Origin of the sequence: Staphylothermus marinus F1 (assembly GCF_000015945.1) — an archaeon.
Lineage (GTDB): Archaea > Thermoproteota > Thermoprotei_A > Sulfolobales > Desulfurococcaceae > Staphylothermus > Staphylothermus marinus.
The window spans coordinates 628,384-650,503 of sequence record NC_009033.1; the positions used below are offsets into that span (position 1 = coordinate 628,384).

The following is a 22,120-nucleotide window of genomic DNA, read 5'->3' on the forward strand; positions in this document are numbered from 1 at the left end:
TTTTGGTGTGCTCGAGTTTGAGTAGTAGGAAAAAACTGCCTGACTACGTTATTGATGCTGTTTCTAAGAGGATTGCCGGCGATATCCTTCTAAGCGATGAACCGGGGAAATATATTAGGAAATGGCGCGAAATCTATGGGCTTGGACAAATAGATGTTGCGAGATTAATGGGTGTATCTTATAGTGTCTTAAGTGATTATGAGAGGGGTAAAAGAGCGGCTGGCAGATCATTTATACGTAAATTTATATTAGCACTTATGAAGTATGATTCGGAGAGAGGATGGATTGTTACTCGGAGAATTGCTAGATTACTAAGTATTTATATTGAGGGAATACTTGATATAGGCGAGTTCAGAGAACCCTTGAGACTCGATGATTTAGTAACTATGGTTAAAGGTATTCTTTTAACTTCAAATATCGAGCATAGACCAATACTTGGATACACCGTTCTAGATAGCGTTGCAACTATACAATCAATAACAGCGAACGAGTTTGTGCGAATACTTGGTGCTACAAGTGATCGAGTAGTTGTATTCACAAATATTACGAGAGGAAGATCTGTAATGGTTGCAACAAGAGTTTCACCTGTTAAACCAAGCGTCATAGTTCTACACGGGATCAAGAAGGTTGATCCACTAGCTATTAGAATAGGGGATATAGAGAACATTCCACTGATACAGTCAACAATTGATATTGAAGAAGTAATTAAAAGTTTTAGACAAAGATCCTTAATCTAGTGATCATATATTACAAGGTTTAGAACCTAGTATTAAAAAACCATATCCTCTAAGTAATACATTATTCTCCACGTGTTGATCTATGTTTTTCTCATTATAAATATCAAAACTATATTTTCCAAGTTTTTTCAGATCAACACTAATATCTTTACTGGAAACATTTAGGAGAAAAATTATTTCCTCATTATTAATCCACCTCTTTATAAATAATAGATTACTTCCTAGATTCTCCACCAAGAAATAACCGTGCCTCATTGATCTACATGATTTATATATTCTTATTAGTTTCTTAATATGCTCATATAATTCTAAATCCCAATTTCCACGATCCCAGATCATAGGTCTACGATTATCTGGATCCCTTCCTCCCTCCAACCCTATTTCATCACCATAATAGATAACGGGAGAGCCGGGTAATGCGAAAATTAATACATACATTAGCTTTAACAATTTATTGTTCTGAACCATTGATTTTATACGTGGAACATCATGTGATCCAAGCATGTTATATAGTGATAATGCTTTATAGTGGGGTATATATGCATATACATTGTTTATTCTGGAAATAAATTCGTTCAAATCTATCCTCTTATAAATAAGTAGTTCTAGAATGGCTTTCCTCAAATAATAATTCATTGCTGAGTCGAAATAATCCATGTATATGCGTGGATTCTCAGCTAGCTCGCCCAGAACTAGAAAGTCTGGATAAGTATTCTTTATATATTCATAGTATTGCTTCATCCATGAATAATGAATACCCATTGCAACATCTATTCTGAAACCATCTATTCCCTTATCAATCCAGAACTTGGTGATATCGATGAAGTAATCTACTGTTCTGGGATTATCATGATTGAACTTTGCCATTAACCAGATATTAAAGAATGCTTCATAAAATGGCTTATTATTCCTGAAATAGTCTAGCTTATATAGTTCTCTTGAACGGCATTCTTCTCCATCAATATATTTTAGCATTAGCTCAACTATTTCTTTGGGTGGAGGCGAGAGGAAGCTGAACATTTCCCAGTATGGAGAATTCTCTCCTTCTCTTAGTGCTTTAACAAATAATTCATTGCATGGATTAGTATGATGCATGGTAATGTCTAGTACGATCTTTATTTTTCTACTATGTAATACTTGAACAAGCTTTTCGAAATCCTCCATTGTGCCTAAATACTTGTCTATCGATTTATAGTCGATCGTATCATATCTATGATAGCTTGTGGAGGAAAATATTGGTGTTAAATAAATTGTTTCAACACCTAGATCCTCTAAGTGATCAATATGTTTCATGATGCCTGCTAAGTCTCCTCCATAATATCCATACTCTCTCGGCACAGTTTTCTTTATCCTATTTGGAGGATCATTATTGGGGTCTCCATTATCAAAGCTATCAATAAATATTTGATAATACACTGTGCCCATATACCATCTAGGCTTATCTACTCCGGGAATATACTTGGAATTTACGACAATATAGGAAGAATTCTCTGAAACTCCTTCATCGCCATAAAATAATTTCTTATCATTATAGTTGAAGATGAAGCGGTAGCGTAGAATGCTTCTACTAGGTATAATGTATTGATAAACTATATTGTCTCCAACAACATGTTTTGTTAGGGGTTCTCTTATTTCGTTTCCTAAATCTATTAATGGCTCATTTATTTCTGTTGGAGCTATGAGTCTAATTATGATTTCGCCATTGAATTTATGAATGAATCCAGATTCTTCTATGTGTATGATTTTATCAAGAGGGTTATCTGGTTCTTTAATAACTAGTTTTGACAAGCATTTTTTATATTCTGGGAAGAACGAGGTGTGTACGCATTTTTTCTCTTCATTATCTGGATCAAGGACGTTTTCAAAATCATTATCTATTTGAAATCCGTAACCATATTCTCCAGGCCATAGTTTCAAATATACAATACCTTGTTCTTCGATCTTTCTAAGTTTTACGAAGCCTGGATAGAGGCTTGTGAATTCTCCTATTAAATAAATATTTTTCGCGTATTGAGGCCAGTGCCTTGTAAACTTGACTATATATCTTCCCTTCCTCCCCTTACCATATATTTCTCTTCCAATAATTTTGTACATCTTCTATACAGCCATTCTAGAATTGTTTCTTTTTCATCTTGTTTTCCACCAGATTTTAGATAATATGTATTTTTCTAAATCCTCCACAGTAATTATTCCTGCATATTTGCCTTTCTCATATTTTAAGATTAGTGCTTCAACATTATATCTTGATAATAATCTGATTGTTTCTTTAATCGTAATATTTTTATCGATTACGGGAATAGGATTTACTATATTAGGTGTTATCACTAATTCTTTTGTTTTTATTAGCTTTTTAACATCAATGGCACCTATTGGTGTATGGTTTTCATCTACGACCGGTATATGGGTATAGTTCGAGTTTATATAGATATGATATGCTTTATCCAATGGTTCCCCGAGTAGTAATGGTATTGGAACACTATGTATTGCGTTGTGGATTTTTGCACTTAATATTTTGGGGTCTATTGAGTTAGCTATGTAAGCTACTGTAATTATTCGCTCTATTGATGCTCTTAACCTAGTTGTTCTCTGTGTTTTATATAGTACAGTGTTCCCTATGAGTTCGCGGACTATGAATGATGATAGAATTGCTGGAAAGATCAATGAATAGCTACCAGAGATCTCTGTTACTAATATACTTATTCCTAATGGTGCTGTTGAGGCTGCACCATAAAAGGCTGCAATTCCAGCATATACGTATACGAGTGGAGGTAATGATGATAGGTACCTACCTATAAATGAGTAAAATATTAGACCAGATAATCCTCCAATAAATAGGCTGGGTCCAAAATATCCAGCACTAGCACCTGATCTTATTGTTGCAGATGTTGCGATCATTTTTAAAAGTATTAACACCAGTAGTATTAGAGGCGCTTTTAAATATATTTTCTCCTCATATATCTTTAAGAACTTATTATAACCAATACCTTCAACTTGTGGAACAAAAAACACTGTTATCCCAACTAATGCGGCTAATATGAATACTGGTAATAACTCATTGATCTTCAACATAGTTTTCTTATATTTATCAATAAACCTATCTAGATAAATAAATACATAGACTAGTGCTGTAATGAATAATGATAATAAGAGATAGATCATAATGTTTATAGGTTCTAAAATTCTCGTCAACGATATAGTTATCTGCGGCATATAAATGACTTTCCCCATAATCATCGAGGACATAACATAGCCAATAATGCTTGATAAAATAACTGGGACAATATACTTGGTTTCTAAATCCCTCCTATAAGGGATCTCTATGGCGTAAAAGAATGCTCCGAGAGGGGCTTGGAAGATGTAGGAGAGAGAAGAAGCTATTCCAGATAACATTAATGCTTTTCTCTCTGAATAACTAAGTTTTAATCGATCAGAAAGTAATCCTCCAATATATCCGCCAAAATATACAGAAGGCCCTTGTAAACCCCCGCTCCCACCCCCTCCAATAGTTATTATTGTTGAGAAAAACTTTGATATAAGATTTGATTTTCTCAATTTACGGAATGGTAAGTGGTACTCATATACGATGTTTTCAACACCAGCGCCCATAGCATGTTTTGCATTAGTAATTCGTAGTATTAGATACCCAGCTATAATGGAGAAGAACGCAGTAAGTGCTAATGAAATATTAGAATAGACTAGTTTATCTATCACTAAACCATAAGCATCCAATACATAAACAAATCCAGCAACAAACAAACTAGAAATAAAACCCACAATTAGGGATATAGCTATGAGCTTCAAATTAGGCAAAACAATCTACCCAATAGCTATGAAGCTCTCTACAAGAAAATAATGATTAATACATAGGAATTTAAACTAGGAGAAGTGGGCCCGCGGGGATTTGAACCCCGGACCTCCGCCTCTCTCAACGGGCCTATACATATTCATACCGCTCGTAAGGGCGGCGTCCTAACCAGGCTAGACGACGGGCCCTTCCACAAACAGCTTTATCCATCAATCAAAATAGACTAGAAACTAGGTGATTAAATTTTTTACGCAACAACGAACCAAGACACGTAACGGACTATGGTATAGAGTATTAACATGATACTAGGATAAGAAGCATTTTATGGTGCGGGGGGTGGGATTTGAACCCACGCAGGCCTACGCCATCGGGTCCTAAGCCCGACCCCTTTGACCAGGCTCGGGCACCCCCGCACCATTATATTGTTAGTTTATTGATTGGGGTTTAAAGGTTTAGTTTAAGATTTTATTTTCTTTGTAGTATAGGAATGTGTGTTTAGCCTAGTTCTGCTACTATTTCTGCGCGGTCTCTTAGAATGTATGCTTTTCCTCCTGTTGGTTTTACGAGGACTGTTCCACATACTTTGCATCTTACTGGGAATGTTGCGTGGCTGAATACTACGTTTTCTGCTCCACATACTTTACATATTACTTTTAAGAATCTGCTTCTGGGTTGGGGGATTAGGATTTTTCTCTTCTTAACCATTTTTACCTTGTCACCTCTACTAACTCGTATTTCTTCATACGTATTCCGCGGCGGTGAAGTATGTATCCGCATTGTCTACATTTAAGTTTTAAGACAACCTTTTTGGTTACTTTAGCGAATCTTTTCTGTTCAGATTTGCGTTTTGAACCATAACCTTTCTTTTTAGCAGCGTATCTACGCTCACCTTCAGCAAGGGATCTGCGTTTACCATGCTTATAAATAGTCACTGTATGTGGTGTGTGCGTTTTACATCTCGGACAAAATGTTACTATAACCTTTGGTATTCTCATACAATACTCACCCTTCCCCTGCTAATTCTATGTCTCAAACCATGTATTTACCCCAATAAAAACCTAATTATCCATGTTATAAGGTTTTCTACCATCTCTTATCTTTTACTCCTAGATAATATGCTATGTTATTAGTTATAATATGTAGTGCTAGAATGATTATGAGAGAATACAGTATGTATAATGGATAAGATATGAATTCTTCTATGCCTAGAAAATAATAGTATAGAGTAGCCATTAATGCGAAATCCAATTGATCAATTATGGGTAGTGGTTCTCCACTAGCAATATTCATTCTCCTCTTAATAAATGAACCGAGTAAATCACCTATTAAAGCAAATATTGAACTCCCTAAACCTATTAATATGTATTCTTCCTCGCACAAAATAATACCTATACCTATAGATGTGAGAAAACCCATTAAAACACCAACATAGAAGCCTTCCCAAGTCTTGTTTTTACCAAATAAAGGCTTACCATCTATGAATATATGGGAGAAATCTATTCTATGAATACCCTTAACTAGAACTGGGGATGCATTAGCTATCATTGGTGATAGATAATATTTTAGAAACCAATATATAAAATAATATTCTGGACTAATCATGTACCCACTCAATACCCTCACCACTTATTAGAAAATAATATGATTCACCAGAGTATTCCTCAGGCTTAACAATACGAGCCGCTCTCTTAGCATCTTCCCATCCAAGATAAATTATTGTTTTAAACCAATAATCCAAAATATTCATACCACTAGCAACAACCTCGTATTCTTCATCTTCATAACCCATTCTAACTTGTGCAGAAGCAAATAAGAACCCGCCACGATCAACCGTGTTTTTCCAAAGCATACCAAGCAATAATCCATACCTAGTAATAGATTCCTCCTCAGAAGCTATTACGCGGTAGAGAGAATTAATACTATCAATAAATACTCTCCTAAACTTTAAAATGGGTAGTTTGAAAACAATGAAATCAAATAATTCATCAAAATCATATATCTCAGTAAAAAATACATTAGCATATTTCTCCGGAGACCGAGCTACTCGGTCATAGTGAAGGGTTTCCTCAGTACTAATATAGAGGCATGGATCATTTTTATCAATGCATATATTAGAAGCAATAGTTAATAGAAGAGTAGTTTTACCAGAACCTGCCTCACCAAAAAACAAGACAGACCTAGATTCACCTATAACCCTGTCAAGACCCGGATTCCCCGTTACTATTGTTTTCCTCGACAAATAAGCAAACCTCACAACGATTCAACAATAAATGCGTATTTACTCAGAAAAAATAAAACCATTTTTAATAAATATATCTTCAGGACCATAAGCATAGTGTAAAATGCTCCGCCAATAATGATTGAATAAGATGAGGTTTTGCAGGAGATTTGATTAGAAGACCACTAGTTATAGCGGTATATGAGCCTAGATGGTTTATACGGGTAATTGATATTTTAAGAAATCGTAGAATAAACTACACCGTTTATGACAGGCCAGAGAATCTACCTTATTATAGTGTTTTATATACTGATTATGAAGAGTTTGTACGTGAAGCATCTATTAGGGAAGATATTAAAATAATATATGATCCAAATGATTCACTTAGAGGTCTGGAAGAATCAATACTGGCTACAATGTTTAAGACCGAGTATAGAGAGGTATCAATAGGCATTGATCCAGGTAATAAGCCCTACATAGTAGTTATTGGTGATGGAGAAATACTGTACCATGGATATGTTTCCCTGGATAAAGTTAGCGACCAAATACTAATGTACCTATCAAGTATTCCTGCTCATAGAAGAATTGTTAGAGTAGGCGCTGGATATAATGGGTTGGAAATAGCTACAAAACTTAGGAGAAAAATAAATATTAACATAGAAATTGTAGATGAGTATGAAACAACTCCTAGAAGCAATAGATCGTCTCAGACAAGCTCCTTGAACAAAAAATTGTTAGAAATACTTAAACCATACAGGAATAAGGATGCATATGCAGCGTTAAGAATAGCTTTAAGGAAAGGTATTAGAGTTGATTAGGAATGCCTATAGTTGAGCTGAGAAAAAATGAAGCAATCAAGATATTCGGTCCTGCAGCCATAAACGTTGCTTCCGGAACAGTAGAGGTTCTAGGTAAGAGATTCAATACAAACGATAAATTCATAGTTCACAAGACTAGAAGCTATATTGTCGTTGCTCTTACTGATTCAAAACTCGACATAAACCTGGGGTCTGAAGCATCTATACAAGCTGTTGAGGAAGATGATCCGTATCATGAATGGGTCTCTATAGCTAATGAAATACTTAGTAAAGATTATCGTAAAATCATGGTTATAGGAGGAATTGACTGCGGCAAATCTTCTTTCTCAATATTATTATCTAATAAGGCTCTCGACAATAATTTGGAGCCTGCACTAATAGATGCTGATGTTGGACAAGCAGATATTGGTCCTCCAGGCTTTATTTCAATGTCTTATCCTAAACAACAAGTTATATGGATGAGAACGCTTAAACCTTATAAACTCAGATTTATCGGGGACATTAAGCCTCAACACCATGTAGACTTAATTATTGATAAATTAAAGGAACTAATCGATATTGCAGAGAAAGAACATAGAACACCCATAATAATAGATACTGATGGATGGATCGGCGACAGCTACGCATTAATGTATAAGTATAGATTAGTAGAAGAAACTAAGCCTGATGCGACAATTGTTATTGGTGAAGAATACTGGGAGTTCTTCGATAAATTATCATTGCTGAGAACACATATTTATAAGATCAATGCTCCAAGGATCAGGAAACAACGCAGCCGTGAAGAGAGAAGAGCTTTGAGAAGCGATAAATACCGTGAATTCTTACTGGATTCACAAATAGTTAAGGTATCATTGAAAAATGTATTGGTAACAAATATGCCTTTGTTCATGGGAAAACCCATTAGTTTAGACTCTCTTAATGTCTCGCCATTAGAAAAAGTATTATATGCTGCGAAAACTCCTGACACATTATATCTTGTATTATCTGAGCCAGTAAAGCTTCAGGGATTCGATGAACTCAAAACTAGATTTAATGTACAGAAAATAAGGACATTGATCAGCGGGTTCGAGAAAAACCTTTACGTTGCAATAGTTGATAAGAATGGAGATGAATATCCTGGACAAGTATTGAAGATAGATTTCCGAAACGAAACCATACATGTGAAATCCAAATATAGAGTAGAACCTTCTATAATTAGGTTTTCACATATTAGATTAACAGAAGAATATACAGAGCAGATCATGGAGTAGATTTCCATGTATATAAACGAGTACTTGTTAAAGCTTGAAAAAGAAGGAAAAGAGTCTATTCATGTAGGAGAACTAAATAGAGAATATGAACCCACTAGGATTATCAGTAAGAACAAGGACAAACTAGTATTTTTCTCCTTGAATAATTCAGTTGCTGAATGTTATGCAAATATTCTAAGTAGTAGGAAAGACTTGTATAGATTGTTTGGGTTAAGTAATGATATCGAAGTATATAATAAGATACTTGATGCACTAAATAATCCTGCAGAACTTGATGTTCGCAGCTTCAATGATTATTATAGATCAACCGATTTTGGTTTACAACAACTACCATTTATAAAGTATTATAGGGAGGATGGCGGATACTATCTTACAAGCTCAATTTATATCTCATGTATTAATAATATATGTAATGCGAGCTATCATAGAACAATGCTTCTAAGCGATGAAAAAGCTGTTCTACGAATAGTTCCGAGACACTTAGATTATATTGTGAAGAAATACCATGAGAAAGGATATGATGCTCCTGTAGCCATAGTTTTGGGGGTAGATCCATACACTGAGATCGCTGCCGCCACAACTCCTCCACTAGGAGTATATGAGGTAGCGGTTGCTGCTAAGCTTTCAGGAGATAACCGTGTTGTCAAAACGCCTATTTACCAAATACCTGTTCCAGCAACAGCTAGTATTGTTGTTGAAGGAGTTATTACTCGTGAAACAGCGTGGGAAGGGCCGTTTGTTGATATATTGAGAATACCTGATAAGCGGAGGAAGCAACTAGTTTTCAAAATGGAGGCTATATATGTTCATCGAGAAATACCTCCACTATACCATGCTATTGTACCCGGGTTATGGGAGCATATATACTTGATGGGTTTCCCTCGTGAACCACTCATATATGATTCGGTGAGGAAAATATCCCCAGGCATTAAAGGTGTTAGGTTAACAATTGGTAGTGGTGGATGGCTCCACGCGGTTGTATCAATACATAAATCTAAGCCTGGGGAAGCTAGAAATATAGGTTTAGCCGTGATAAACGGTCATCCAAGCGTTAAACATGTCATAATAGTTGATGATGACATAGACATTGATGATCCATACATGGTTGAATGGGCTCTCGCTACAAGAGTTAGAGGAAGCGAAGACATTATTATACTGAGAAATATGAGGGGAAGCACACTTGATCCTAGAGGAAATGATGGAGTAGGTGATAAAGTAGTTATTGATGCAACTAAACCATTTGATGAACCATGGGATAAATACAGGTATGCGGGGATACCATAGTGTATCTTACTCGTGAACAGGAGAGAATGATTAATGGAGAATATGGATGGGTTACTGCTAGAGCGTTAAAAGTAATAGTTAAGGTTGGAGAAGCTCTGGGGGCAGAAAAACTTATTCCAATAAGTCATGCCCATGTATCAGGCATATCTTATAGTAACATAGGCGACCCCGGCTTATTATTTATTAAAGAACTATATGAGAAGGGAGGGAGAAGCAGAGTATATACAACAGTGAATCCTGGATGCATAGACTTACTTGGATACTCACGTATAATTAGTAGAGAATACTATGATAAACAACTAGTTATTAATAATTTTTTAGAAGGAATGGGGTTTAAACCAACATATACGTGTATCCCATATTTCCATAGAATACCTGGTGTAAACGAGCATTTAGCGTGGGGAGAGAGCAACGCTGTTATCATTGCTAACAGCTTCTATGGTGCAAGAACCAATAGGGAAGGAGGACCTCTTGCATTAGCAGCCGCTATTACGGGGTATACATACTATGCTGGGCTCCACTTGTTAAATAATAGAGTTGCTGAGAAGAAAATAGTTCTTCCAAAACATTTACCCGAAGATTATTATGGTGCATCTGGTTTATGGATAGGTGAAAATATTAGAGAAATACCGATATTAGAGAATGCTCCTACGAATATATATGATTTAAAAATACTTATGGCAGCAGCGGCGGCTAGCGGTAGTCATGGATTAATTGTTATAGATGGTTTAACACCTAAAGGAACATATAAGATTAGTGATCGTGTTGAGAAAATATTTGTTGAAAAAACTAGTTTAGAGAAATACTTGGGTGAAGAGCCAAGCTGTGATCAGAGAATTCTGGGATATGTTGGATGCCCACACCTGCACCCCTCAGAACTATTCTGGCTAGTAAGATATTTGTTAAAGAAAAGTTCTCCTAGGAGAGACAATGTATTATTAGTATCTATACCGAGGATCTATGCTGAAACATATAGGGATTTATTAGAGCTTCTTAGACTGCGAGGTGTAGATGTAGCTGTAGGAACATGTCCTATAGTGTCGCGTTTGAAAAACGGCTTTGACTTAGTTGTTACGAATAGTGGTAAAGCAGCTTTTTACCTGCGTAGACTCCACGGGTTAAAAGTGAGATTGTCTTCTTTCAAGAAGGTTGTGGAGGCTGTTTATAGTTGAAGCTTTTTCCTGTAAAAATAATTGTTGACGGCGACTGTGAAGGAGAACCTGTAGTTATCAATAGAAGTATTAGTTTCTTCGGCGAAGTAGATCCAATTAATGGAATAGTTAGACCCGAAAATATATCTATTACTGGGAAAGCTTTAATTTTCCGTGGAAGTAGGGGGTCAACTGTCGGTTCATATATTATTTATGCATTAAGATACTATGGAAAATCACCATCATGCATGATTGTTGAGAATGCTGAGCCAATATTAATTACTGGATGCGTGCTCTCCGATACTCCTTTATTTGTTACTGACAATTATAATGAACTCACGAGATACGTTATGGAGAAAACGAGAACTATAGTTCACGAGAAGGGGAGGGGATTCATAGTTGTCAGAGAATAATGGTTTCTTCCTCGTACTTGAAGGTATAGATGGAGCGGGAAAAACAAGTATTGCCTTTAAGCTTAGAGATTTCCTTGTTGAGAAAGGATTTAATGTTCACTATACATACGAGCCCTATAACACATTATATGTTGAAGCATTAAAGAAAAAATATAATGAATACCGGGATGCATATCTCGACGCACTAACATATGCTGCTGATCGACTAGTCCATATTAGAACAGAAATTCTCCCATATCTTCGCAGAGGATACATAGTCATATGTGATCGCTACTATTATAGTAGTGCAGCTTATCAATCAGCTCAAGGAGCCCCTATAGAATGGGTTCTCGAAATCAACAAATACGCTCTCAAACCTGATTTAACCATATACTTAGACGTCGACCCAGCCATAGGGGTTAAAAGGCGAAAAGGGTTAAACACTCGTTTTCCAGAATATGAAAAACTCGATTTCCTATATAGGGTTAGAGAGAACTATTTATGGCTTGTAGATAAGGGCTATATGGTTCTTGTTGATGCAAATAGAGAGTTCGATAAGGTATATCGTGATGTTGAGAAAATAGTTCTTGAACACTTGGTTTTCTAGTATTATTTTTCACTAATAAGCTTCTTTATCCTCCTTATACGTTCAAGTACTTCTAACCACTCTATAAGCTCTGAGGTTTGAGGAATAGTATTGTTTGAGAGATCGTCGAGGATCAATAATACTTTGTTCTCCAATTTATCCAAAACACTTCTCAGTGAAAGCTTCTCTTTCACCTCAAGTGCTTCCTCTTCTGTTTTGACCATGTATACTTTTCCATGAACAGGACAAACTATTTCTCCGCTTGGAAGCTTAAATAATGGGAGATTACATCCTTTAACAGGACATGTTTCTGCAAGCATTGTTGCACCACTCTTTAATAGCTCAGCCATTTTCTTTACTGGATCTATTTTTCCACTCATTTTCTTCACCAACACTTATAATACTAGTATTTTCTAGTATTCTTTATAGAGGAAAATATTTATTGTCTAATACATGTCGATGATTATTTAGTTTTATACTAGTAACATATATCTAGGCAGTATATGGTGGAGGTGTGGTATAAATGGGTGTTAGAATAATGGATAATGAAACCAAGATCAGGAATGCTATGTATATGTTAATGAGCATAATTAATGATACAGCTGTTCCAAGAAACATTAGGAGAGCAGCAACTGAAGCATTGAATCACTTACGAAACCCGAAGCTCACACCCGGTGTTAGAGCTGCTAATGCTATTAGTGTATTAGATTCTATCAGCCAAGATCCAAATATGCCTATTAATACTAGGACGAAGATATGGCAAATAATAGCTATACTAGAAACGGTTAGAGACTAATGATTCTCTTATCTAGGAAGGGGTTAGTAGGAGATTGTGTACGGGTGTTAGAGTTAGAGGTATTACTGCAACTGCAGTTTCCAAGATATTATTAGATAAAGGATATAGAATAGTTCAAGCAAGCAATATTATACGTGAAAGATTCAATCTTCCCCTAGACACTTCTCCAGCTGATGTGACCGTTAAAGATGCTGATAAGGACGAATTACTAGTACTGGGCTTCTATGGCCACGCTGATAAAGTATACAATGATCTCGTGGATGAGCTAGAGTATTCTTTCAAATGGGTTTCACCAGTAGGATTACACAGTATACATCTAGGCTTGATTAGGGATAGAGTAGGGGATAAATGCATAGTTGAGATAGGAAACAATGTTAAAGGAGTGCTTCCCCGGTGTAACATGGATATTGGCAAGAAGGTTTTAGTTGGAGTAGCTAAAGCCCCTATTAAGCCAGGCGAAGAAGCTTTACTAACACGTAGTATCCGAGTAGTTGGTAAATATGTTTCCATAATATATGGAAAACCTTCACTAACAATATCGGAGCACATACGTGACCATGATAAAAGAGAGTATTTACTAGCTATTGCCATGTCTAAAATAATGGGTTCAGGGCTAGGAGTTCATTTAAGAAGCAGTAGTCAATATGCTGGAAAAGATGAAATAGAAAGGGAAATAGATGAGTTAAAACAAAAACTAAGAGAACTACTAGATAAAGCTAAACACATAGAAGATGCTCCCACAATACTTTATGAGGGAGAATTCATAGGTTTAATAGGGCTAACCAGTCTAGCAAAAGAAAAGCTTGATTCATATAGAGACAAAGTAGTTCCTACAATTACTAGGCATCATAGCCTTAAAAGCTGTGATAATGTTATGAGCGATATAGTAGATTACTCGGAGATCCTTCTAAGGCACGGCATCTCTAGGAAAATAATATATGATGCATTATCGGACTATATTTTGGAGAAGAACAGGTCTCTCCCAAAAATAAGAATTATTCATATAAAACCAGATGGAACAACTCATACATTATCTCCAGGAACAATATATGAGATAGTGAAGTCTGAGAAAGGAGTAAAGATTGTTTTAAAGAGAACATTGAGGAATATAGGAGTCTATGATGGATTAGGCGTGGAGAAGAAGCCTGGAGATATAGATTATATGGTGATCGAGGAGAACTCATGGATTATAAGCCATAACTACTACCGCGGAAACGAATGGCTTGGTTCATATATAAACATAAATACACCGCCAGAAATACTTCCTGGTATCATTAAATATCATGATCTATTAATAGATGTTATTGTGAAAAATACTGGTGAAGCACGTATAATTGATGAAGAAGAGCTTAAAACATATTATGAAAAAGAGATTATACCCGAGAAACTATATGAGAAAGCACTAGAGGTAGCTAAGTCTATTCTGGAAAACCATAGATTGTTAATTTATAGACCGAACCAACAATAGCAACTGGTTATTCTCCATATAGAAGTATTGTTCTAATAATTTAGTAATTTAGATGGTGCGGGGGGTGGGATTTGAACCCACGCAGGCCTACGCCAGCGGATCTCCCCTGGGCCGAACCACTATATGTTGGCCCTGTCTTGAGTCCGCCCCCTTTAACCTGGCTCGGGCACCCCCGCTTTTCTCCATTATTTTTACTGGTCTATAATCCCATTTTAATCCTTACCTTTATCGATGATATTGTTTATTTATGGATTTATACAGTATTCACTTGTCGAGGAGTATATGTGTTTTTACATGGTGGATTACTGTGGAACTACTATATACAGTTAATCCAGGTATTGAGGATATTGCGTCTGAAGAGATTAGAGCTGAGCTAGGCGGTGTTACTAGTTTTGAAAATATGAGTGGGCATGTATATCATGTTGTTGATAATGTTAGTTTTGAAGCTATTTATAGGCTTAGAAGCATTAATCGCGCATTCATCTTGTTGTTTAAGAGCAGAATTGGTTCTCGAACAAATGATTTAATAAAGCTTAGGGAAGAACTGTTTTCTTCTCTTGAAACAATTCATTACTATATAACTCCCTATACATCATTTGCAGTTGATACAGAACGTCTAGGTAGTCACGAATATACATCTATGGATATTTCACGTATTGTTGGAGAAATAATTATTAAGAAAGTTGAAGAGAAAACAGGTATTAAGCCAGTTGTTAATTTGAGAACACCACATATCATAGTCCACGTATTTGTGAAGGATGAGAACTTCTTTCTCGGAGTTTCGCTAACAGGTTCTAGGAGTCTTCATAGGAGAGGATATAGAATATATGATCATCCAGCAGCTCTTAAACCCACACTAGCATATGCAATGCTAACATTATCAGGTACGAGAGATAAACAAGTAATTGTTGATCCAATGTGTGGTGGGGGAACTATTCCTATAGAAGCAGCTCTTCTCCATGAAGAAGCATACATTTATGGATACGATCGAAACCCGAGACATATTAGGGGAGCGAAACTTAATGCATATGCTTCAGGTGTCTATGGAAAAGTGGTTTTTGGTGTATGGGATGCTAGGAGATTACATGAGATCTTCGATGAACAAGTGGATCATATAGTTAGTAATCCACCATACGGCATCCGCTACGGGGATCCAGTAGCTATTAGGAAACTATATAGAGACTTCTTGGATTCAACATATAAATCATTGAAACCAGGTGGTCGATTAACTATTATAACAACAGAGTATAATTATGTGTTGAATAAAGCTAACTATATAGGTTTTAGAGTAGTCCATAAGAGAACAGTTCAACATGGAGGATTATATCCTAAAATAGTTGTTTTAGAAAAATAGTGGTTGCCCGTGCTTTATGATGCACGGGCTTCCCCCTCTTGGGTTGGGGCTTCATCCCTTCACGGAGGGGGCTATCGGGGCTCCACATAGACCACCTAGAGCCCTTCATCTGCGTTTTATTAACCATTATATTATAGGGGGTTTATAAAGCGAACGCATAAACATGAACACTACAAAACTATTATAGTTTTCATAATTTCCAAAACAACCATAATATCCAAATAAGCAAATAGTCTAGAAAATAGTAAAAGGTAAGTTTAAAATACTCGGTTAAAATCTACAAAAACGATAAAGAATAATGGTTGAATGATTAGGAGATGATGATATATGCCTCTAAGACCCGCTAGATGCTATACACATTTCAGCGGACCCCCATATACTAGGAGAGAATACATACCAGGCGTACCACAGCCTAAGATCGTGAAGTTTGAAATGGGCAATGTTCATGGAGACTATGATTATAGAGCAGAACTAGTAATGATCGAGGCTGGACAAATAAGGCATAATGCATTAGAAGCCGCACGTGTTATGGCTAATAAATATTTAAGCTCAACTGTTGGAGACCAAAACTACTTCTTAAAAATACGTGTATACCCACACCATGTGCTAAGAGAGAATAAAATGATGGCTTTCGCAGGAGCAGATCGTCTACAAGATGGTATGAGACAAGCATTCGGAAAACCCATAGGAACAGCTGCTAGAGTTTATCCTGGAACAATAGTAATGGAGGTTAGGGTTAGGAAGGAACATGTTGAACATGCTAAAGAGGCTCTTAGAAGAGCAGCTTCAAAACTACCATTACCGGCGAGAATAGTTTTCAAACCATTAAAGCCTGGTTTGAAACCCATATAAAATATTTCTCCTCTACTCCATAACCGAGTAGATCTTTATGAGTGAGAGTTTTTGTGAAAGCTATGAAGTTGATTATCAAGCATTAATCAATATTATTAGGGAAAAGAATGCTTCTAGGATTTTTATACAAGCTCCTGATGGTTTAAAAAAACTATACAGGTGCATCGGAGAATATATTACAGATAAACTATCCGATATCAAGATATATTATTCGGCATCCCCCTCATTCGGGGCATGCGATATTCCTTTAGAGGAGATAGAGGCTGTAAAGCCTGATCTAATTATTCATATAGGACATAATAAGTACCCGTTTCTAAGCAGAAAAATAAACTATGATATAATATATTTGCCGGCATATTATAAGTGGAAGCCTACAAACAATATTATTAATATGTTAATTAATGAATTCAAGAAATACAATGTTAAGAGAATAGGGTTGGTAGCATCTATACAACATGTTCACTCATTAGAGGAGGTAGCTGAAAAACTAGAGGAGCACGGATATATTGCTTATATTGAAAAACCCGCATATAATGTAATGATGCCTGGCCAGATCCTTGGATGCGAATACTCAGCTGCATTGAGAATATACAGTAAAGTCGATTTATACCTAGTGGTTGCAGGTGGGATTTTTCATGCTTTGGGTTTGTCCTTGATTGTTGATAAGCCTGTTATCATACTTGATCCGTATAGGCTACAAGTAATTAATCCTAGTAGTTACATTAAGCGTTTGAAGGCGAAAAGATACTATGTTTTATCAAAGCTCCGTAACGAATTGATCAGAAATGCTGGTATAATTATTGGTTCTAGGCCGGGACAATACAGACCTACATTGATCAAATATATTGAAAAGCTCCTAGAAGAACATGGCATTAAATATTACTTGTTTACCTCAACATATCTCAGCAGAGAACAATTGATCTCCATCGATAATTCGTACAACCTAGACTTATATATTATAACTAGTTGCCCCAGATTACCAATAGATGATTTCAACGACTTCTATAAACCCGTAATTACTCCTGGAGAATTAATTATGGTTTTGAAAAATATTGTGGAGAAATATGTTTATCCATGGTAAAGATTATCTTTCATGTTTACCGTGATAGTATGGGATGTGGGGCCTGGGAATATATTCTACACCCGGCCTTTGCTGTATTGCTTGCGGATATAGGTTCATTAATAAATAGACTTCTTGAGGAACATCTGTTTTAACAGGCAACCCCAGCTCTTTAGCGTGTTCAACTGTTATTGGGTAATCATGTGTATAATATCCTTCCGTAAGCTTTTTTGCAACTTCAAAAGCTTTCTCCTCCGGCATCTTATCCTTTAATAACTGAACTATAAACTCCTGTATTTCACGTAGAGCTTTCTCCGCAATATCTGCATAAATTAATGTATCGTCGCTTGCCTTATCCCCTTTCATCTTAGCTATTTTTATCAAGCTAGGTGCTGGGAATGTTCCCTTAGGTGTTTGTAGCTGGGGATCTAGTGGTCCTAGAACAGCGTCTGGATCCATTATTGTTTCATCAGCAGCTAACGCTATAAGGGTCCCGCCGCTCATAGCATAGTGTGGTACAATAACTATTTTCTTCCCCTTATGTGGTTGCCCGTGCTTTATGATGCACGGGCTTCCCCCTCTTGGGTTGGGGCTTCATCCCTTCACGGAGGGGGCTATCGGGGCTCCACATAGACCACCTAGAGCCCTTCATCCGCATTTCATTAACCATTACATTATAGGGGGTTTATAAAGCAAACCCAACAACCATAACCCTTCTCAAGACAACCATAATTTTCATAGTTCCCTAAATAACCATAGTCTCTAAATAAGCGAATAGTCTTTTCAGAGCCATAGCTATTTGTGAAGCTGCAAGAACTAATCCTCCGGGTGTGTGGAGGATTAAAGCTATTGGTTGATTCTCTGGAGTACTACGTATTGCTCTCAATACTGCTTCAGAATCCTCTATATCGATAAATCTATACATTGGTATTCCTAAGAAGCCTATTCGTTCCTATCTATGTATCATTGTTATTACTCTCCAACCATATTTCTTCTCCATGCCTCGTATGATCTTCAACCTAGCACTTTGAAGAGACTTGTATTGTAGTTGTGGATGAATTATTAAATATAATAGTATTAGCCAAAACAGAAAACTGATTATGTCACCATAACCATCCATGTTCTCACCCTTGATAATCTGGGAAAAACCTCTACCGAGAAGGTATATGCGGGTATATCAATAAATATTTAGTTTAACAAATAGTGTTTCGGCATTGGTGAAAAATATTTGTTAATAAACAAAGCAAAACTAGAAAGAATACTGAGCAAGTATCCATCTATTAGTAGACCCAAGAAACAATATGAACAATATGAAACCCCCTCATCAATTGCTGCCTCGATGCTATGGCATGCTTTTATTAGAAAGGATATAACAGGTAAGATAATAGCTGATCTGGGATGTGGTAATCTAAAACTGGGTTATGGCGCACTTGTTCTAGGAGCAAAACTTGTTGTTGGTATAGATATTGATGAATCCCTAGTTAAACAAGCAGAATCAATACTTAGGGATCTGGGCGGAGATTATTTGGCTAAAACACTACTGATAAATAGTGACATTAGAGATTTATCAATAAACTCTGTGGATACAGTTATTATGAATCCTCCGTTCGGAGTAGTTAGAAGAAACCATGGATTAGACATATTGTTTTTGAAGAAAGCAATGGAGATTTCAGAATCCATCTATACAATTCATAAATACTCCCCGGGGCTAACTAGGATTATCGAGGAGCTAGCCAGTGCTTTTGGTTTTAGAATAGTCTATAATGAACAATTATTGTTTCCAATACCAATGTTGTTCGAAACACATAGGAGGAAGATATATAGAGTTAGAGCAATCTTTTACGTTTTGAGGAGGAAATAGTAGGGTGAGGCATGCCATGGAAAGGATTAGGCAGGGAGTACTGGTGTTGCCTGGAGATGTTATAGGTGTGGAAGAAGAATATTTTCCAGGGCAAGGAGTTTATGTGAACGGTAAAGGATATCTACGCTCCCAACTAATTGGTAGAGTATTAATAGATATTGTTAAGAGAACAATAAATGTTAGGAATATTCATGGTAAACCATATGTTCCAAAAGCAGGCGATATAGTTGAAGGAATAGTATCAAGTGTATCAGAAGATCTAGCCTTTATCGATATATATGCTATAGAAGAAAAACCTACAAGAACAACTAGTTTTACAGGTATTCTCCACGTATCACAAGCTAGTTCAGAATATATTGAAACAATGTATGATGCAATGAGAATAGGCGATATAGTCAGAGCACGAGTAATAAATAGCAATCATCCATTCCAGTTAACAACTAAGGAGCCAAGACTAGGAGTGATCGCAGCTTTCTGTACAAAATGCGGATCACTATTGAGGAAACAAGATGATAAACTCGTATGTCCTATATGTGGGAATGTTGAGAAAAGAAAAGTTAGTGCATCATATGTTTTTCGGTGAATAACTATATGCCTCTTATTAAAAGATTCTTCTATATTCCATGCAAAGGCGATGAATGCTTTAAACTTGCAGAACTTATACGTGAAAAAGCTCCACAAGTAGAACTTGTAGAGATCGATATTACTGATACAGGCTTATATATAGAAATGTATGGGTATAGAACAGATATTAAAAATGCATGGGAATACATACGTAGACTTGTTTCATCAGCAAAAGCATCGGAACAATACGGTAAACAGGGTACTAGGAGAATTAAGATCGAATATTTAGTGGAGAAGAAAAAGAAAACTTTTTCACCAGTAGTCTTATCTGAAATATTAAAGCATAAAGGATTCAAAGCAGATCTAAGCGATTACAAAGACGAAATAGTCACGGATGCACCGCTAGAGGTAATAGAAGAAATAATAGATAATATGTGGGATATTCTCGAGAAGATCAAATATGATGTTCGCGGAACAACGACGAAATATTTCGTAACGATTGCTTCTATTCTCACAAATAAGGATCCTCAAGAAGTTATTATGAAAGCTTATAGTATCGGCTTATTATTTAAAGATGAAGATGAAAAATATAGGTTGAGAAAGGAGTGGAGAAAAGCTATAAGCGAGTTTCTCAATAAGGTAATGTCTAAGTAACTATTGCGTGGTGTAGATGATATGGAGCTTAAAGTATTAAAGAAAACCGATACGGAAATTATTATTGAGATTATAGGGGAAGACGATACTCTCGGAAACCTAATTGCTAAAGAAGCAATGAAGCATCCTAAGGTAGTATATGCATCTTATAGAATTCCTCATCCTCTTCAAAACAGGCTTGAAATAATAATTAATGTAGAGCCGGGAGCTAATATCAGTGAAGTATTGCTTGAAATAACTGAGAATATACGTAAATTTTTGAGAGAATTCAAGAAAGAAGTAGAGGAAAAACTATGAATAAGATTAAGCCTGAATCTAGGATCTTAGTATATGCATATAATAATATAACCCATATATATGCTGTATATAGGAGAAATTTTTAGAAGAGCTCAGAATATTTCATACGAATGAAATCTTAGATCATATTCATGGATTAAATAAATTATTCACTAAAGAAGAACTTTCATACTATATAATCTGTAGTGATAATAAATACGAGAAAATATTTCCTAGCCTAAGAATTTTGGAAGGCTCCAACTACATGGTTTTAAAAAACATGTATTGCAATATGATTAAGCCCTTCCTTAAATGTTTAGAGTATTTCTCGGCAAAACAAGTTGGTGTGAATTCTATTATACAATGCTAATTAAGCATCGCAAGATAATATTATTAGGTATTATTTTTATTTTCATAGAGAAGAATAGCAAGAGTATAATCTCTAAAATTACAGTAAGAGATGAGAAAAAATGCCTAAGTTTTGTCCACGATGCGGAGGAATTATGAAGCCTGTAAGGAAGGGAGACACATATTATTTAGTATGTACTAGATGTGGATATAGAGTAAAAGCTACGGAGAAGGATCTGAAACTTTACCGTATATCTGTTAAGATCGAGCATAGTAATAAGGAGAAAACTGTTGTTGTAGATGAGGAGGAACGATTACGGGGACTACCTATTACTAGAGAAGTGACTTGTCCTAAATGCGGTTATCATGAGGCATATTATTGGATAGTTCAAACAAGAGCTGCTGACGAACCACCCACAAGATTCTATAAGTGTAGAAGATGTGGTTATGTTTGGAGGGAATATGAATGACAAGGGATAATAGATGTATCGATAGAGAATTATTTGAAAAGTTTCTTGACCAGCTAGACGATATATTGTTGGAAGCATATTATTCTACTCCCCCATATATAGCTTCGAAAACACTTGTTAAGAGAGCAAAAGAACTTGTCCAATCACTACTTGAAACCCTCGGCTAAATAAATCCT

Annotated in this window: 25 protein-coding genes, 3 tRNA genes and 2 pseudogenes; 18 read left to right on the forward strand and 12 right to left on the reverse strand. The window is 36.0% G+C overall.

The genetic code is table 11. The features are described 5' to 3' along the window. Positions 1 to 17: 17 nt before the first annotated feature. The gene (locus SMAR_RS03115) at positions 18 to 737 is read left to right on the forward strand and encodes a helix-turn-helix domain-containing protein (protein WP_011838910.1); all 720 of its coding nucleotides are present in this window, start codon (positions 18 to 20) and stop codon (positions 735 to 737) included. 3 nt (positions 738 to 740) lie between these two features. Here the strand turns inward: SMAR_RS03115 and SMAR_RS03120 are convergent, their stop codons facing one another. From SMAR_RS03120 to SMAR_RS03155, 8 genes are all read right to left on the reverse strand, one after another. Further along, a complete protein-coding gene (locus SMAR_RS03120) occupies positions 741 to 2,831 on the reverse strand; it encodes a glycoside hydrolase family 13 protein (protein ID WP_011838911.1) in 2,091 nt (696 codons plus the stop codon). Positions 2,832 to 2,864: 33 nt separating this feature from the next. Continuing rightward, entirely contained in the window at positions 2,865 to 4,547 is a 1,683-nt protein-coding gene (locus tag SMAR_RS03125; protein WP_011838912.1) for a chloride channel protein, read from the reverse strand. A 76-nt stretch (positions 4,548 to 4,623) separates the two neighbouring features. Continuing rightward, a tRNA-Val gene (locus tag SMAR_RS03130) sits at positions 4,624 to 4,730 on the reverse strand. A gap of 137 nt (positions 4,731 to 4,867) precedes the next feature. Then, a tRNA-Leu gene (locus SMAR_RS03135) sits at positions 4,868 to 4,955 on the reverse strand. Positions 4,956 to 5,037: 82 nt separating this feature from the next. Continuing rightward, positions 5,038 to 5,247, reverse strand: coding sequence for a 30S ribosomal protein S27e (locus SMAR_RS03140; RefSeq protein ID WP_011838913.1), 210 nt, complete (start codon positions 5,245 to 5,247; stop codon positions 5,038 to 5,040). Positions 5,248 to 5,249: 2 nt separating this feature from the next. After that, entirely contained in the window at positions 5,250 to 5,537 is a 288-nt protein-coding gene (locus tag SMAR_RS03145; protein WP_011838914.1) for a 50S ribosomal protein L44e, read from the reverse strand. Between the two features lie 88 nt (positions 5,538 to 5,625). After that, positions 5,626 to 6,156: a CDP-2,3-bis-(O-geranylgeranyl)-sn-glycerol synthase gene (locus SMAR_RS03150; protein ID WP_011838915.1), complete on the reverse strand. Its 531-nt coding sequence runs from the start codon at positions 6,154 to 6,156 to the stop codon at positions 5,626 to 5,628. Next, positions 6,137 to 6,781, reverse strand: coding sequence for an RAD55 family ATPase (locus SMAR_RS03155; protein WP_011838916.1), 645 nt, complete (start codon positions 6,779 to 6,781; stop codon positions 6,137 to 6,139). The genes SMAR_RS03150 and SMAR_RS03155 overlap by 20 nt, the downstream gene beginning before the upstream one ends. Positions 6,782 to 6,930: 149 nt before the next feature. Between SMAR_RS03155 and SMAR_RS03160 the strand changes: the two genes are divergently transcribed. From SMAR_RS03160 to tmk, 6 genes are read left to right on the forward strand one after another with little or no spacing between them, the layout of a single operon-like run. After that, complete coding sequence (locus SMAR_RS03160; protein ID WP_011838917.1) at positions 6,931 to 7,578, forward strand: hypothetical protein; 648 nt, start codon at positions 6,931 to 6,933, stop codon at positions 7,576 to 7,578. 2 nt (positions 7,579 to 7,580) lie between these two features. Then, positions 7,581 to 8,828, forward strand: a complete 1,248-nt coding sequence (locus tag SMAR_RS03165) for a Clp1/GlmU family protein (RefSeq protein ID WP_011838918.1) — start codon at positions 7,581 to 7,583, stop codon at positions 8,826 to 8,828. A gap of 6 nt (positions 8,829 to 8,834) precedes the next feature. Further along, the gene (locus tag SMAR_RS03170; RefSeq protein ID WP_011838919.1) at positions 8,835 to 10,112 is read left to right on the forward strand and encodes a UbiD family decarboxylase; all 1,278 of its coding nucleotides are present in this window, start codon (positions 8,835 to 8,837) and stop codon (positions 10,110 to 10,112) included. Further along, positions 10,112 to 11,284, forward strand: a complete 1,173-nt coding sequence (locus SMAR_RS03175; protein ID WP_011838920.1) for an aconitase X catalytic domain-containing protein — start codon at positions 10,112 to 10,114, stop codon at positions 11,282 to 11,284. The genes SMAR_RS03170 and SMAR_RS03175 overlap by 1 nt, the downstream gene beginning before the upstream one ends. Then, on the forward strand, positions 11,281 to 11,676 hold the full coding sequence (locus SMAR_RS03180) for an aconitase X swivel domain-containing protein (protein WP_011838921.1): 396 nt from the start codon (positions 11,281 to 11,283) through the stop codon (positions 11,674 to 11,676). The genes SMAR_RS03175 and SMAR_RS03180 overlap by 4 nt, the downstream gene beginning before the upstream one ends. Continuing rightward, positions 11,663 to 12,262, forward strand: coding sequence for a dTMP kinase (gene tmk / locus SMAR_RS03185; RefSeq protein ID WP_011838922.1), 600 nt, complete (start codon positions 11,663 to 11,665; stop codon positions 12,260 to 12,262). Before SMAR_RS03180 ends, tmk begins: the two co-directional genes overlap by 14 nt. Before the next feature lie 2 nt (positions 12,263 to 12,264). On the opposite strand, the gene SMAR_RS03190 is transcribed toward tmk, so the two are convergent. After that, positions 12,265 to 12,621 carry an Sjogren's syndrome/scleroderma autoantigen 1 family protein gene (locus SMAR_RS03190; RefSeq protein WP_011838923.1) on the reverse strand — a complete coding sequence of 119 codons (357 nt, stop codon included), beginning with the start codon at positions 12,619 to 12,621 and terminating at the stop codon, positions 12,265 to 12,267. Between the two features lie 143 nt (positions 12,622 to 12,764). On the opposite strand from SMAR_RS03190, the gene SMAR_RS03195 reads away from it, so the two are divergent. Further along, positions 12,765 to 13,037, forward strand: a complete 273-nt coding sequence (locus tag SMAR_RS03195; RefSeq protein WP_011838924.1) for a stationary phase-response protein — start codon at positions 12,765 to 12,767, stop codon at positions 13,035 to 13,037. A gap of 34 nt (positions 13,038 to 13,071) precedes the next feature. Next, positions 13,072 to 14,505 (forward strand): ribonuclease FAU-1 family protein, encoded by a 1,434-nt coding sequence (locus SMAR_RS03200; protein ID WP_011838925.1) that lies wholly within the window; start codon positions 13,072 to 13,074, stop codon positions 14,503 to 14,505. A 53-nt stretch (positions 14,506 to 14,558) separates the two neighbouring features. Here SMAR_RS03200 and SMAR_RS03205 read toward each other — a convergent pair. Then, positions 14,559 to 14,681, reverse strand: a tRNA-Leu gene (locus SMAR_RS03205). A gap of 131 nt (positions 14,682 to 14,812) precedes the next feature. Here SMAR_RS03205 and SMAR_RS03210 point away from each other — a divergent pair. The 3 genes from SMAR_RS03210 (at position 14,813) to dph2 (ending at position 17,792) form a co-directional block, all read left to right on the forward strand. Continuing rightward, positions 14,813 to 15,859, forward strand: a complete 1,047-nt coding sequence (locus tag SMAR_RS03210; RefSeq protein ID WP_011838926.1) for a THUMP domain-containing protein — start codon at positions 14,813 to 14,815, stop codon at positions 15,857 to 15,859. A 327-nt stretch (positions 15,860 to 16,186) separates the two neighbouring features. Continuing rightward, on the forward strand, positions 16,187 to 16,711 hold the full coding sequence (locus SMAR_RS03215; protein ID WP_011838927.1) for a 50S ribosomal protein L16: 525 nt from the start codon (positions 16,187 to 16,189) through the stop codon (positions 16,709 to 16,711). Positions 16,712 to 16,748: 37 nt separating this feature from the next. Next, complete coding sequence (gene dph2, locus SMAR_RS03220; RefSeq protein ID WP_011838928.1) at positions 16,749 to 17,792, forward strand: diphthamide biosynthesis enzyme Dph2; 1,044 nt, start codon at positions 16,749 to 16,751, stop codon at positions 17,790 to 17,792. A 3-nt stretch (positions 17,793 to 17,795) separates the two neighbouring features. Here the strand turns inward: dph2 and SMAR_RS03225 are convergent. Both SMAR_RS03225 and SMAR_RS03230 read right to left on the reverse strand, forming a co-directional pair. Further along, positions 17,796 to 18,335, reverse strand: a pseudogene (locus SMAR_RS03225) (SDH family Clp fold serine proteinase); the annotation flags it as partial. 217 nt (positions 18,336 to 18,552) lie between these two features. Continuing rightward, positions 18,553 to 18,891, reverse strand: a pseudogene (locus tag SMAR_RS03230) (SDH family Clp fold serine proteinase); the annotation flags it as partial. A gap of 108 nt (positions 18,892 to 18,999) precedes the next feature. On the opposite strand from SMAR_RS03230, the gene SMAR_RS03235 reads away from it, so the two are divergent. The 6 genes from SMAR_RS03235 (at position 19,000) to SMAR_RS08540 (ending at position 22,111) form a co-directional block, all read left to right on the forward strand. Then, complete coding sequence (locus SMAR_RS03235) at positions 19,000 to 19,632, forward strand: METTL5 family protein (protein ID WP_011838930.1); 633 nt, start codon at positions 19,000 to 19,002, stop codon at positions 19,630 to 19,632. A 16-nt stretch (positions 19,633 to 19,648) separates the two neighbouring features. Next, entirely contained in the window at positions 19,649 to 20,215 is a 567-nt protein-coding gene (locus SMAR_RS03240) for an exosome complex RNA-binding protein Csl4 (RefSeq protein WP_011838931.1), read from the forward strand. Between the two features lie 8 nt (positions 20,216 to 20,223). After that, complete coding sequence (locus tag SMAR_RS03245; protein WP_011838932.1) at positions 20,224 to 20,850, forward strand: DUF2067 family protein; 627 nt, start codon at positions 20,224 to 20,226, stop codon at positions 20,848 to 20,850. Positions 20,851 to 20,871: 21 nt separating this feature from the next. Continuing rightward, positions 20,872 to 21,147 (forward strand): DNA-directed RNA polymerase subunit L, encoded by a 276-nt coding sequence (locus SMAR_RS03250; RefSeq protein ID WP_011838933.1) that lies wholly within the window; start codon positions 20,872 to 20,874, stop codon positions 21,145 to 21,147. A gap of 482 nt (positions 21,148 to 21,629) precedes the next feature. Next, on the forward strand, positions 21,630 to 21,944 hold the full coding sequence (locus SMAR_RS03255) for a transcription factor S (protein ID WP_011838934.1): 315 nt from the start codon (positions 21,630 to 21,632) through the stop codon (positions 21,942 to 21,944). Then, positions 21,941 to 22,111 (forward strand): hypothetical protein, encoded by a 171-nt coding sequence (locus SMAR_RS08540; RefSeq protein WP_169696935.1) that lies wholly within the window; start codon positions 21,941 to 21,943, stop codon positions 22,109 to 22,111. The genes SMAR_RS03255 and SMAR_RS08540 overlap by 4 nt, the downstream gene beginning before the upstream one ends. Positions 22,112 to 22,120 lie beyond the last annotated feature (9 nt).

Coding starts and splice junctions, on each gene's coding strand:
- SMAR_RS03255 (WP_011838934.1), top strand. CDS start 21,630: ATGAAGCCTGTAAGGAAGGGAGACACATATTATTTAGTATGTACTAGA.
- SMAR_RS03240 (WP_011838931.1), top strand. CDS start 19,649: ATGGAAAGGATTAGGCAGGGAGTACTGGTGTTGCCTGGAGATGTTATA.
- SMAR_RS03195 (WP_011838924.1), top strand. CDS start 12,765: ATGGGTGTTAGAATAATGGATAATGAAACCAAGATCAGGAATGCTATG.
- SMAR_RS03145 (WP_011838914.1), bottom strand. CDS start 5,537: ATGAGAATACCAAAGGTTATAGTAACATTTTGTCCGAGATGTAAAACG.
- SMAR_RS03170 (WP_011838919.1), top strand. CDS start 8,835: ATGTATATAAACGAGTACTTGTTAAAGCTTGAAAAAGAAGGAAAAGAG.
- dph2 (WP_011838928.1), top strand. CDS start 16,749: ATGAGTGAGAGTTTTTGTGAAAGCTATGAAGTTGATTATCAAGCATTA.
- SMAR_RS03215 (WP_011838927.1), top strand. CDS start 16,187: ATGCCTCTAAGACCCGCTAGATGCTATACACATTTCAGCGGACCCCCA.
- SMAR_RS03140 (WP_011838913.1), bottom strand. CDS start 5,247: ATGGTTAAGAAGAGAAAAATCCTAATCCCCCAACCCAGAAGCAGATTC.
- SMAR_RS03120 (WP_011838911.1), bottom strand. CDS start 2,831: ATGTACAAAATTATTGGAAGAGAAATATATGGTAAGGGGAGGAAGGGA.
- SMAR_RS08540 (WP_169696935.1), top strand. CDS start 21,941: ATGACAAGGGATAATAGATGTATCGATAGAGAATTATTTGAAAAGTTT.
- SMAR_RS03190 (WP_011838923.1), bottom strand. CDS start 12,621: ATGAGTGGAAAAATAGATCCAGTAAAGAAAATGGCTGAGCTATTAAAG.
- SMAR_RS03165 (WP_011838918.1), top strand. CDS start 7,581: ATGCCTATAGTTGAGCTGAGAAAAAATGAAGCAATCAAGATATTCGGT.
- SMAR_RS03250 (WP_011838933.1), top strand. CDS start 20,872: ATGGAGCTTAAAGTATTAAAGAAAACCGATACGGAAATTATTATTGAG.
- SMAR_RS03245 (WP_011838932.1), top strand. CDS start 20,224: ATGCCTCTTATTAAAAGATTCTTCTATATTCCATGCAAAGGCGATGAA.